The following is a 12,938-nucleotide window of genomic DNA, read 5'->3' on the forward strand; positions in this document are numbered from 1 at the left end:
AGAATACTTTAGGGCTAGCTATCTTGTGTAGTTGCTTTACCCTTATATAGATATTAATTTGTAAAGATATTAAAATAAATTTTTAGTTTTTATGTTATCTATGTTTAATTGTTAGGATATGAATGAGAAGTATTATTTTATAATATTAAATATATAAATTTGCACTAAATATGTTTTCGTTGCATATAATATACATATGTATATATTTGGAGGAAAATTTTATGCAGTATAGTATAAAAGATTTTTTTAATAATAGTGTAAATATTATGGAGGAGCCTAAATATAATACAAATGAAAATAACACAGAATTTAAAGAAGAAAATTCTTCAGATGTAGGCTATATTAGAGAGCGTGAAGTAACACTTATGAGAAAATTATATTCTGAAATAAATAGTTTTTTATATCCTTTTGTTGTAGAAGTTTTAGATGAATTTGAGTTTATAGGAAGCCCTATTTATAATATTAGTGGAATAGATAGAGAAACTATATCACAAATGGTAGATAGAGTTATAAATTTAGCAGAAGAAACATTAGACCAAGTAGGAGAAGCAAAAAATGAACGAACAGGCAATTATCTTAGAGAATGGGATAGATGGGGACTTTTAAGATCTACTGTAGAAAGTTTATTATTAAATGATATTTTTGCTATAAGACGCCCTAATTATTATAATAAATATGCATCTAATATAAGTTCATTAAAACATTAATAAAAGTAGTATATTAAAAGTATATTAAAAGTGGATTTATTATTAAGATTTAATATACTTTTAATATATATTTATAAATTTTCCCATTTTTTTAAATTTTGTATCATATAATTTTTTATATCCATTTTATAAATTTCATTTATTTTATTAGAATTTAAAAATTCTTTAGATTTACCAAAATATTTAATTTCGCCATTATCTAATGCTAATATATTATCAGTTAAATTTAATGCTAAATTTATATCGTGTAAAACACCAATAATTGTTTTATTTTCTTCTTTTCCCCATTTTTTTAAAAAATTAATGAGTTCTATTTGATAAGGTAAATCTAAATGGTTAGTAGGTTCATCTAAAAGTATAATTTGTGGATTTTGAGTAATTATTTTAGCTAGAAAAACACGTTGTAATTGTCCACCAGATAAAGTATCTATTTTTTGGTCTTTAATATTATATAAGTTAACAATTTTTAAAGCATTTTCTACTATTTCTATATCTTTTAAACTTTCTTTTATAGAAAACGCATCACTATAAATATATCTACCCATCATAACAGTATCAAAAACAGTATAATTAAAATATATATTATTTATTTGGCCAAGCATACACAATTGCTTAGCTAATTCTTTTCTTTTATAATGTTTTACATTTTTATTTTTTATATAGACATTTCCCGTAAATTCGATTGTATTGCAAATAGTTTTTAAAAGGGTTGTTTTACCACAACCATTAAGACCTATTATGATAAAATTTTCATTTTTTTTAATTTCAAAGTTAATATTTTTAAGCACTTGTTTTTTACCATAATAAGCAGAAACATTTTCTAATTTAATCATATTAATATCCTTTTAAACAAATTAAATACTAAGCTTTTAACTTAATATTTTGGACATATTTATATTTTTAAGGCACCCTATGAAAAAAGCAAGGTTTTTACTTATAAGGTCTAAAGCGCCTTAAAGCTTAGCTTTACGTATCCGAGGCAAAGTCCCGTATCCGATTTAAGATGATAATTCTTCGTTCTCATACTCTCCGCTTTTGCGTAAATTTTATTTTACCTATAGTCTGATTTTTAATTTTATTATTTTATTTGGGGTATAAAATAGGCTATATTAAGGATTTTAAGTAATCTAATAACTAATTATAGTTTGGGGGAGGAAAAAATTATAATAGTTTATTATACTACTATTAGTATACATAAAAAGCTTAATTTTATATATCTAAATTTTAAAAGGTAGTATTTAATTAAAATAAGTTATACTTTATAAAAATAAAAAACTTTAGGAGAGATTACCTAAAGTTTTAACAATTAAATCTATAATATAAAAAATCTTTATAAATAGTTAAGTAAAAATAAAAATTAAGTTTAAATAATATACAAAAATTTTATATTATAGAAGAATTATAAACTTTAATAACCTGTAAATTTTATAATTATAACTAAATGGCAGGTATTCCGACTAAGATATCAACATTTACTTTTGCCTTCCCAAAATTCAGTGGCATAATAAAAGTAAATTACATCATTACGGCAGCAAGGACTGTTTAAGAATTTCACTTAATTCCCTATTATCTTTAAAAACGCACCAAATAGAAATCTATAATTAATGGTGTAATTATACCAGCATATTAAAATTTTGTCAAGTATGCTAATAAAGTTAAAAGTATTATAAATATAAATTAGATTTAAAAATTAATATTATTTTAATATTAGAGTTATAATTATTTATTTTTTGGCAATGATTAAAATATCTTAAGCTATGCATAATTTTATGTATTTTGCAAAAAGTATGAATAAATGTATGTATAAGGAGACGTATATGAAGTTTTTTAAAATAGGAACTGAAATTTATTTTGATGAAAATTCTTTAAATTATTTAAAAACAATCTCTGGAAAAAATATATTTATTGTAATGGATAAATTTATGATTGAAAACGGTATGTTAGATACATTAAAAGAAAAACTTATTGATAAAAATATTAAAGTTTTTAGTGATGTAGCTCCAGACCCAACTATTGAAATAGTTTCAAGTGGTATAGATTGTCTTAAAGGGTTTATCCCAGATGTTGTTATAGCTTTAGGAGGCGGCTCTGTTATAGATGCTACAAAAGCTATTATACATTTTGGAAAAAACATATTAAATATTGATAAAGTGTTACTTATTGCTATTCCAACTACAAGTGGGACAGGTTCAGAAGTTACAAGTTTTTCTGTTATAACAGATAAAGAAAAGGGGATTAAATATCCTTTAGTGTCAGATAAACTGTTGCCAGATATAGCAATTTTAGAGCCTAATCTTACAAAAACTGTACCTAAACATATAACGGCCGATACTGGTATGGATGTATTGACACATTCTATAGAAGCTTATGTTTCTAAAAATGCAAATGACTTTTCAGATGCACTTGCTATAAAATCAATTTTACTAGTATTTGAAAATTTAGAATTATGCTATAAAGATGGAAATAATATAAAAGCTAGAGAAAAAATGCATATAGCCTCTTGTCTTGCTGGAATGGCTTTTAATAGTGCATCTCTTGGAATTAACCATAGTATAGCTCATATTCTAGGAGGTAAATATCACATACCACACGGGAGAGCAAATGCTATTTTATTACCATATATTATAGAATTTAACTCTAATATTATTGGGTATGAAAATTCTTTTTCTAAAACTGCAATTAGATATAGCGAAATAGCAAAATTTATTGGAAGCACAGCAAATAATACAAGAAGCAATGTTAGGTACTTAATAAATAAAATTTTAACACTTCAAAAGAATTTAAATATTCCAAAAACATTAAAAGAAACAAAAATTGATTTATCTAATTTTGAATTGATAAAAGAAGAAATGGCTAAAATAGCATTAGAAGATAAGTGTACAATAACTAACCCTATTTTGCCAACAAAAGAAGATATTATAAAAATTTTAGAAAAGGTAAAAGGTTAATATGGATAAACAAAGAATTATTCAAGAATACGTACCAGGAAAGCAAGTTACATTAGCGCATATTATAGCAAGTCCTACAAAAGATATTTACACTAAACTAGGTATAGTAGAAGAAGTAAAAGATGCTATTGGTATTTTAACAATAACTCCGTCTGAAGCATCTATCATTGCATCAGATGTTGCAACAAAAGCATCGGATATAAAAATTGCATTTATTGACAGATTTAGTGGTTCGGTTGTTTTTACTGGAGATGTAAGCTCAGTTGAATCGGCATTAAACGAAGTATTAGATGTACTTGGCAATAAGTTAAAATTTAGCTCTGCTATTATTACTAGAACTTAAACAAAAGAGGTAATTTTATGAAAAAAGTTATTTTTATTGGTAAAACAGGAGCAGGTAAAACAACTCTTTGTCAAAAGTTAGATGAATTAGATATTAAATATAAAAAAACTCAATCTGTAGAAACATATGAAAATTCAATAGATACACCAGGAGAATATCTTGAAAATAGAAGATTTTATTCTGCACTTTCTGTAACCTCGGCAGAGGCAGATATTATTGCTATTATTTATGACCCAACGGTTTGTGAAAATTTTATAGCACCTAATTTTGCTAGTATGTTTGCAAAAGAAACGATAGGAATTATAACAAAAATAAATTTAGCAACTAACGAACAAATTGAAAAAGCAGAGATTATTTTAAAAAATGCTTTAGTAAATAAGATTTTTAAAATAGATACTATATATGATATAGGAATATCAGAACTTAGAGATTATTTGGAAAGCTAGGTGAATTATGAAAGAAAAAATTATAAGTGTTGGGATAGATATTGGAACTAGTACAACTCAATTAATATTTTCTAATTTAACAGTAGAAAATACAGCATCAGGTTTTTCAGTTCCTAGAATTTCCATTGTTGAAAAAGAAGTTTTTTATAAAAGCAAGGTTTACTTTACTCCTCTTATATCTCAAAATAAAATAGATGGAGCTAAAATTAAAGAAATTGTTGAAAAAGAATATGAAATGGCTAATGTTAAAAAAGATGAAATAGCAACAGGTGCTATTATTATTACAGGAGAGACTGCAAGAAAAGAAAATGCTAATGATGTACTTCAAAATTTAAGTGGATTTTCTGGTGATTTTGTTGTTGCAACTGCGGGAGCAGATTTGGAAGGGATTATAGCAGGAAAAGGTGCAGGAGCTCATATTTTTTCAAAAGAAAATTTTACAACAGTTGCAAATATTGATATAGGTGGAGGAACTAGTAATATATCAGTATTTAAAAATGGCGAAGTAAAAGAAACAGGTTGCCTTGATATAGGCGGAAGGCTAATAAAATTAGATGAGAATAAAAAAATAATTTATATTTCCGATAAAATACAAAAAATTCTTAAAGAAAAAAATATATTGCTAAATATTGGTGAAATTGCAACTTACGAAAAAATAAAACAAGTAGCAAATATTATGACAGATATTTTAGAAGAAAGCATAGGTACAAAATTAAAAACTAATCTTTTAGATATAGCAATAACTAATAAAAATATTTCTAGCAATCACGAAATAAAATATATTTCTTTTTCTGGTGGAGTTGCAGATTATATTTATAACGAAGAACCTATAACAGATTATTTTAAATTTAATGATATTGGCATTATTTTAGGAGAAAGTATTAAAAATTCTAAAACATTTTTTAACAAAATAAAACTTATAAAACCTTTAGAAACAATTAGGGCAACCGTTGTTGGAGCTGGTAGCCATACAACAGAAATAAGTGGTAGTACAATAACTTTTACAAAGGAAAATTTTCCTATAAAAAATTTACCTATATTAAAAATATTAAAAGAAGAGGAAGAAAGCCAAGAATTAATAGAAAAGGCTATAAAAGAAAAAATTAGTTGGTTTAAGCTAGAAAACGAGCTTCAAAAAATAGCTATTGCAATAGATGGTAAAAAAAATCCAAGTTTTAAAGATATTAATATGTATGCAAATGGACTTATTGGGGGGATGAATGAAATAATATCTAAAAATTTGCCTATAATAATTATTGTTGAAAATGATATGGCAAAAGTTTTGGGACAGACTATAAATTGTTTGTTAAATTTTCAAAAAGAAATTATTTGTATAGATAATATTAGTGTATTAAATGGAGATTATATTGATATAGGAAAGCCTATTTCAGAAAATAGAGTTTTACCAGTTGTCATAAAAACATTAGTATTTAATTAATTTAGGAGGAAATTTTTTATGATTTTAAAAACAAAACTTTTTGGACATACTTATGAATTTAAAGGCTTATATGATGTTATGGCTAAAGCTAATGAAAAAAAGGCAGGAGATGTTTTGGCAGGTATTGCTGCAGAAAACTCTGAAGAACGTGTTGCGGCTAAAGTAGTTTTATCTTATATAAAACTTTCTGAAATAAGAGAAAACCCAGCTGTACCTTATGAAATAGATGAAGTTACAAGAATTATACAAGATGATATTAATGAAAAAATATATGAAGAAATTAAAGATTGGACTGTTTCAGACCTTAGAGAATGGCTTTTAGACCATAAAACAACTTCTTTTCATATAAAAAGAATATCTAAAGGTTTAACATCTGAAATGATAGCCGCAGTATGTAAACTTATGTCTAATATGGACCTTATATGCGCTGCTAAAAAAATAGAAGTTACTGCACATTGTAACACTACAATAGGAAAAAAAGGTACTCTTTCTGTTAGGTTACAACCAAACCACCCAACAGATGACCCAGATGGTATATTAGCTTCTTTATTAGAAGGTTTAACTTATGGTATAGGAGATGCCGTTATAGGTCTTAACCCAGTAGATGATTCTGTAGAAAGTGTTGTTAAAGTTTTAAAAAGATTTGAAGAAATAAAACAAAAATTTAAAATACCTACACAAAATTGTGTTTTAGCACATGTTACTACACAAATGGAAGCTATACGCCAGGGTGCTCCTACAGACCTTATTTTTCAATCTATTGCAGGTAGTGAAAAAGGTAACGAAGCCTTTGGATTTAATGCACAAACAATACAAGATGCTATGGATTTAGCTTTAAAACAAGGAACGGCTTGCGGTCCAAACGTTATGTATTTTGAAACAGGACAAGGCTCTGAATTATCTTCTGAAGCTCATCATGGTGTAGACCAAGTTGTCATGGAGGCTAGATGCTATGGATTTGCTAGACATTTTAAACCATTTTTAGTAAATACAGTTGTTGGATTTATTGGGCCAGAGTATTTATACGATGGAAAACAGGTTATTAGAGCTGGATTAGAAGACCATTTTATGGGTAAATTACACGGTCTACCAATGGGGTGTGATGCTTGCTATACAAACCATATGAAAACGGACCAAAATGATATAGAAGATTTAGCGGTACTTTTAACGGCGGCAGGTTGTACTTATTTTATGGGTATACCTCACGGTGATGATGTAATGCTTAATTATCAAACAACAGGATACCACGAAACTGCTACATTAAGAGAAATGTTTAATTTAACGGCTATTGAAGAATTTCAAACTTGGCTTGAAGAAATGGGATTTGTTAAAGACGGCAAACTAACAGAAAAAGCTGGCGATGCTTCTGTTTTACTTTAATTAATGGGAGGAATTTTTATTATGAATGAAAATGACATAAAACTTATGGTTTCTGAGCTTTTGGAAAAAATGGTTAAAGGTGAAAATATAAGTCAAAATTTAAATAAAAATAACTTTAATGAACCTAAAAAAGAAATTTATTCTGATGGAGAAATAGAAGATATAACAAAGATTGATTTAAAAACAACCCTTTTAATAGATAACCCTTTTAATAGAGAAAATTATCTTGATATGAAAAAAAGAACTCCCGCAAGACTTGGGATAGGTAAATGTGGAACAAGATATAAAACTATTTCTACATTAAGGTTTAGAGCAGACCACGCCGCAGCTCAAGACTCTGTATTTTCTTATGTAGATGAAGAATTTGTTAGAAAAAATGGATTTTTTCCAGTTGAAACTTTGTGTAAAAATAAAGACACATATTTAACAAGACCAGACTTAGGAAGAAAGTTTTCAAATGAAACAGCAGAAGAGTTAAAAAAAGCTATTGGAACAGGACATAAAGTATTAATTATGGTTGGTGATGGACTTTCTTCGGCAGCTATTGAGGCTAATATAGAAGATATTATACCTTCTATTAAACAAGGGTTTAAAATGTATGGTATAGAATGTGCAGATACTATACCTTTTGTTAAACATTGTCGTGTTGCAGCTATGGACCATTTAGGAGAAATAACAGGAGCAGAAGTAATTGTTCTTTTAATTGGTGAAAGACCAGGGCTTGTTACTGCCAAATCTATGTCTGCCTATATTGCATATAAACCGACTATTGGTATGGCAGAAGCTAAAAGAACAGTTATTTCTAACATTCATGAAGGTGGTACAATTCCAGTTGAGGCAGGAGCTCATATTGCAGAATTAGTAAAAATTATGTTAGATAAAAAAGCGTCTGGTATAGATTTAAAATAGGGGGATAGCTATGAAAAATGATAGTATAAAAGTTAATATTCTTAGTACAAAAATTATATCAAATGTTAATGATGAAATGCTTAAGCATTTTAATATTAAAAATAATTATAAAAGTTTGGGGCTTATAACTTGTGATTGTGATGATGTATTATATACTGCTTTAGATGAAGCAACAAAAGATGCTCAAGTAGAAGTTGTTTATGCTAAATCAATGTATGCTGGAGCAGGAAATGCCTCTACTAAGCTTGCAGGTGAAGTATTAGGTATTATAGCAGGTCCTAGCCCTGCAGAAGTTAAAAGTGGAATTGCATCTATAAATAATTTTATAAAAACAGGTGTTAGTTTTAAAAGTGCTAATGCAGATGATAGTATAGTTTATTATGCACAATGTGTATCTAGAACAGGTACTTACCTTTCTAAACAAGCTAATATAAAAGAAGGAGAAAGCCTTGCATATCTTATAGCACCTCCATTAGAAGCTATGTACGGTTTAGATGCGGCTTTAAAATCGGCAGATGTAAAACTATGTCAATTGTTTGAACCACCAACAGAAACAAACTTTGGTGGTGCATTATTAACCGGTAGTCAGTCTGCTTGTAAAGCGGCTTGTGATGCTTTTGCAGAGGCCGTACAACAAGTGGCAGAAAATCCATTTTATATTTAATATTATTATAAAGGTGGGATTTAATTGAGTGCTATTGGTATGGTTGAAGTATTTGGATTAATAGAAGCTATAACACTTGCAGATGAATGTTTAAAAACATCTAACATTAATTTAATTGGCATTGAAAAAGTTTCAAGTGGTCTTGCAACAGTCAAAATAACAGGTGATATTGGAGCCGTAACAAGTGCTATTGACTTAGTTAAAAGAAATGAAAAAATTATTGCTACTTCTGTTATTCCTAATATAGATAATTATGCTTTAAATATTTTAAATGATAAATCTAACAACTTTTTCAATAAAACTAATAAAAAAGAAAAATTAGATAATGAAAAATCAATTGATAGCAATGCAGATGAGATTTTAAAACAAACAGAAGAAGTAAAACAAAACTTACCTATTGAAGAAATAAAGGTTGAAAATAAATCAGATGGATTAGAAGAAAAAACAGTTAAGGAACTTATAGAAATACTTATTAAATCTAAAAAGTTTACTTATACACAAGCTAAAAAAATGAGAAAAGAAGAAATTATTAATAAAATAAGACAACAATAAGGAGGATACAATGGAACTTTTAGATAAAGATTTACTTTCTACACAACAAGTAAGAACATTAATAAAAGAGGCTAAAAGTGCCCAAAAAGAACTTGCTAAAATGAGTCAATGCCAAATTGATAAAATAGTAAAGGCAGTTTCTGAAGCAGGTTTAGAAAATGCTGAAGAGCTAGCAAAAATGGCTCAACAAGAAACAGGCTTTGGAAAATGGGAAGATAAAGTTATAAAAAATATTTTTGCAGCTAAAACAGTTTATGATGCGGTTAAAGATTTAAAAACAATAGGTATTATATCTAAAGATACACAAGCAGAAACAATGGATATAGCTTGTCCTATGGGAGTTGTTGCAGGCCTTATACCTTCAACTAACCCTACATCAACTGTTATTTATAAAGTTATGATTGCTTTAAAAGGTGGAAATTCCATAGTAATTTCTCCACACCCAAATGCAAAAAACTGTATTTTAAAAACAGTTGAATATATTATAAAAAAAGCCGAAAAAGCAGGTTGTCCTAAAGGTGCTATTGGTTGTATAACAATACCAACATTACAGGCAACAAATGAGCTTATGAAAAATAGAGACACATCAATTATTTTGGCAACAGGTGGAGAAGCTATGGTTCGTGCAGCATATTCTTCTGGTAATCCAGCTATCGGTGTAGGACCTGGAAATGGACCTTCATTTATAGATAAAAGTGCAGATGTTAAACTTGCTATCAAAAGAATTATGGACTCTAAAACATTTGATAATGGTACAATTTGTGCATCAGAACAATCAGTTATTGTTGAAAAATGTATGGAAAATGTTGTAACACAAGAGCTTAAAAATCAAGGTGCTTATATCTTAAATGATGAAGAAAAAGAAAAATTGGGAAAATTTATTATGAGAGATAATGGCACAATGAACCCTCAAATTGTTGGTAAAAGTGTTCAAGAAATAGCAAAACTTGCAAACTTAGCAAATATACCTTTAAATACAAGAGTTTTGGTAGCAAGAGAAACAAATGTTGGGCATAAGTATCCTTATTCTAGAGAAAAGCTTGCACCTATACTTGCATTTTATGTAGAAGAAAATGTAGACTCTGTTTTAGAAAAATGTAGAGAAATACTTTTAAATGAAGGGTCTGGTCATACATTTAGCATACATTGTTATGATGATAACATAATAGAAAGATTTTCTCTTGCTATGCCAGTTTCTAGAATAGCGGTAAATACGCCTTCAACATTTGGTGGAATTGGTGCAAGTGTTGACCTTATACCAGCTCTAACTCTTGGTTGTGGAGCTATTGGTGGAAGTTCAACTTCTAATAATGTAGGGCCTTTAGATTTAATTAATATTAAAAAAGTTGCAAAAGGTAAAATAGAAATAGAAGAAATTAGAAAACAAGCTAATTTACCTTGTGAATGCAATACAAATGGCTCAAATGAGCTTGTAACAATAATTTTAAACAAACTTTTAGAAGAATTAAAAAAATAAAAAATATTTAATTTAATGGAGGAAAAAAATTATGGCAAATACTAATGCTTTAGGAATGGTAGAAACAAAAGGTCTTGTTGGTGCAATAGAAGCAGCAGATGCAATGGTTAAAGCGGCTAATGTTCAGTTAGTTGGTAAAGAACAAGTTGGAGGTGGTTTAGTAACAGTTATGGTTAGAGGAGACGTTGGAGCTGTTAAGGCAGCAACAGATGCTGGTGCTATGGCTGCAGAAAGAGTTGGTGAGCTTATTTCTGTCCATGTAATACCAAGACCACATTTTGAGGTAGATGCTATATTACCAAAAGCTAATAGTGCAGAATAATAAATATATATTATTTAAAGTAGGAAGATAATTTAATTGAGGTTGTCGACTTTGTATACATCCTTTCAAAAAAATAACAAGGTTATTTTTTTGAGGTAATATATTAAAAAAGCAAGGTTTTTACACACAAGGGTTAAACTTAGCTTTACGTATCTGAGGCAAATCCTCGTAAGATGAGAACTCTTTGTTATCATACTCTTGGCTTTTTGCATAAATTTTATTTTTGTCTACAGTCTGAATTTAATTTTCCTACTTTAAATAAAAAAGATATAAATTTATTTTTATATTTAATTTATATTCAAAAAGGAGTTTTATATTATGGCTCTTATAACTGAAAACATTTTAAAAGAATTATTAAAAGATGAAAAAGTAGAAAATGTTATTTTAAAAAAAACAGATATTATTACACCTTTAGCAAAAGAATTTATTGAAAAAAATAAAATAAAGATAACTTATGAAGATACAAAAGTTATAAAAAATCCAGAAAATGTAGATTTTAAAGAACAAAAAAATATTGTATTTAAAGAAAAAATTGCTAACAAAGATACTGAAAATGAATATAAATATAAATTTATAACTAGTTTTGGAGCAAAACTAGATTATAAGCCAGAACATATGACACATTTAAGAGGAAGTCTTCTTGTTTTTAAAGACCATAAACAAATTATTTTTAGAGGAAAAATGGATAGCTTAGAAGCTAAAATTTTAGAAACTCAAATTTTTTGTAAAAATAAAAATAAACTTGTTGATGATTTACAAGAAATTCTTATTTTTGTTAGAAATATAACAAAAGCAGAAGTTTTAGATACTAAACTTGAAGAAATAAAACTATTAGGGTTAAATGAACAACAAATAAGAGATATGTCTCATAATCCTAAAAAATATTTTAATATAGGACACGAGTTTCCAGATTATAGAATGGGCGATTTAGCTATTTATATTAATTCTATCAGAACGCTTGTTAGAGAAGTTGAGCTTTCAGCTTATCAAGCTTTTAAAGATGAATATGGTAATGTTTCTAGAGAAGATATTATTAAGGCTTTAAATAGACTTTCTTCAGTTTGTTGGATAATTATGTTTAAAATAAGGCTTGGACAATACGATTAGGAGAATAATTTATGAAAGAAGTATTAAATAGTATTGTAAATGAAATTGTAAAAGAAATAAAAAATACTCATCTTATAGAGATAGAGGCATCTGGAAGGCATATTCATTTAAGCCAAGAAGATTTGGAAAAACTTTTTGGAAAAGGGTATATTTTAAATAAAGTTAAAGAGCTTTCTCAACCAGGACAATATGTATGTCAAGAAAGAGTTGATATAATAGGACCTAAAAATACAATAAAAAATGTTGTTGTTTTAGGACCTGTAAGAAAAGAAACACAGGTTGAGGTTTCTTTAACAGATGCTAGATTATTAGGCATAGATGTGCCTATACGTCAAAGTGGAGATATTGATAATACTCCAGGTATTAAAATAAAATCTGAAAAAGGGATTATAGAAAAAGATAAAGGAATTATTGTAGCACAAAGGCATATTCATATTGAAGAAAAAGATAAAGACAAATTTAATGTTTTTGATGGAGAAATAGTTAAAGTAAAAGTATTCTCTAATAGACCATTAATATTTGATGATGTAGTTGTTAGAATTAGTCCTAATTTTAAAACTTATATGCATATAGATTTTGATGAAGCAAATGCTTGTGCTTTTAAAAATGGCACCTTCGGAATAATTATAAAATAATTGGAGGTGT

General features: G+C 27.6%; 14 protein-coding genes and 1 riboswitch. Of the genes, 13 read left to right on the forward strand and 1 reads right to left on the reverse strand.

The window, feature by feature from the left end; all coding sequences use genetic code 11:
- The first annotated feature begins 221 nt into the window (after positions 1–221).
- Positions 222–707 (forward strand): hypothetical protein, encoded by a 486-nt coding sequence (locus tag NBW53_RS04145; RefSeq protein ID WP_250278823.1) that lies wholly within the window; start codon positions 222–224, stop codon positions 705–707.
- 71 nt (positions 708–778) lie between these two features.
- Here NBW53_RS04145 and NBW53_RS04150 read toward each other — a convergent pair whose 3' ends face one another.
- Positions 779–1,540 (reverse strand): ABC transporter ATP-binding protein, encoded by a 762-nt coding sequence (locus NBW53_RS04150; protein ID WP_250278824.1) that lies wholly within the window; start codon positions 1,538–1,540, stop codon positions 779–781.
- A gap of 593 nt (positions 1,541–2,133) precedes the next feature.
- Positions 2,134–2,310, reverse strand: a riboswitch (cobalamin riboswitch).
- 214 nt (positions 2,311–2,524) lie between these two features.
- Between NBW53_RS04150 and NBW53_RS04155 the strand changes: the two genes are divergently transcribed.
- The 12 genes from NBW53_RS04155 to eutD all read left to right on the forward strand — a co-directional run bounded on the left by NBW53_RS04155 (position 2,525) and on the right by eutD (position 12,928).
- Entirely contained in the window at positions 2,525–3,655 is a 1,131-nt protein-coding gene (locus NBW53_RS04155) for a 1-propanol dehydrogenase PduQ (RefSeq protein ID WP_250278825.1), read from the forward strand.
- Position 3,656: 1 nt separating this feature from the next.
- Positions 3,657–3,998 (forward strand): BMC domain-containing protein, encoded by a 342-nt coding sequence (locus NBW53_RS04160; protein WP_250278826.1) that lies wholly within the window; start codon positions 3,657–3,659, stop codon positions 3,996–3,998.
- 17 nt (positions 3,999–4,015) lie between these two features.
- Entirely contained in the window at positions 4,016–4,444 is a 429-nt protein-coding gene (locus NBW53_RS04165) for a EutP/PduV family microcompartment system protein (protein WP_250278827.1), read from the forward strand.
- A 7-nt stretch (positions 4,445–4,451) separates the two neighbouring features.
- Complete coding sequence (eutA, locus tag NBW53_RS04170) at positions 4,452–5,882, forward strand: ethanolamine ammonia-lyase reactivating factor EutA (RefSeq protein WP_250278828.1); 1,431 nt, start codon at positions 4,452–4,454, stop codon at positions 5,880–5,882.
- Positions 5,883–5,900: 18 nt separating this feature from the next.
- The gene (locus NBW53_RS04175) at positions 5,901–7,262 is read left to right on the forward strand and encodes an ethanolamine ammonia-lyase subunit EutB (protein ID WP_250278829.1); all 1,362 of its coding nucleotides are present in this window, start codon (positions 5,901–5,903) and stop codon (positions 7,260–7,262) included.
- A gap of 21 nt (positions 7,263–7,283) precedes the next feature.
- The gene (eutC, locus tag NBW53_RS04180; RefSeq protein ID WP_250278830.1) at positions 7,284–8,171 is read left to right on the forward strand and encodes an ethanolamine ammonia-lyase subunit EutC; all 888 of its coding nucleotides are present in this window, start codon (positions 7,284–7,286) and stop codon (positions 8,169–8,171) included.
- A gap of 10 nt (positions 8,172–8,181) precedes the next feature.
- Positions 8,182–8,835 (forward strand): ethanolamine utilization microcompartment protein EutL, encoded by a 654-nt coding sequence (eutL, locus tag NBW53_RS04185; RefSeq protein WP_250278831.1) that lies wholly within the window; start codon positions 8,182–8,184, stop codon positions 8,833–8,835.
- 24 nt (positions 8,836–8,859) lie between these two features.
- Entirely contained in the window at positions 8,860–9,387 is a 528-nt protein-coding gene (locus NBW53_RS04190) for a BMC domain-containing protein (RefSeq protein WP_250278832.1), read from the forward strand.
- A gap of 10 nt (positions 9,388–9,397) precedes the next feature.
- The gene (locus NBW53_RS04195) at positions 9,398–10,864 is read left to right on the forward strand and encodes an acetaldehyde dehydrogenase (acetylating) (RefSeq protein WP_250278833.1); all 1,467 of its coding nucleotides are present in this window, start codon (positions 9,398–9,400) and stop codon (positions 10,862–10,864) included.
- Positions 10,865–10,895: 31 nt separating this feature from the next.
- Positions 10,896–11,186 (forward strand): BMC domain-containing protein, encoded by a 291-nt coding sequence (locus tag NBW53_RS04200; protein WP_250278834.1) that lies wholly within the window; start codon positions 10,896–10,898, stop codon positions 11,184–11,186.
- 318 nt (positions 11,187–11,504) lie between these two features.
- The gene (locus tag NBW53_RS04205; protein WP_250278835.1) at positions 11,505–12,293 is read left to right on the forward strand and encodes a cobalamin adenosyltransferase; all 789 of its coding nucleotides are present in this window, start codon (positions 11,505–11,507) and stop codon (positions 12,291–12,293) included.
- 11 nt (positions 12,294–12,304) lie between these two features.
- Complete coding sequence (eutD, locus tag NBW53_RS04210) at positions 12,305–12,928, forward strand: ethanolamine utilization phosphate acetyltransferase EutD (protein ID WP_250278836.1); 624 nt, start codon at positions 12,305–12,307, stop codon at positions 12,926–12,928.
- Positions 12,929–12,938: the final 10 nt, after the last annotated feature.

Source organism: [Clostridium] colinum, from assembly GCF_940677205.1.
Taxonomy (GTDB): domain Bacteria; phylum Bacillota; class Clostridia; order Lachnospirales; family CAG-274; genus Tyzzerella; species Tyzzerella colina.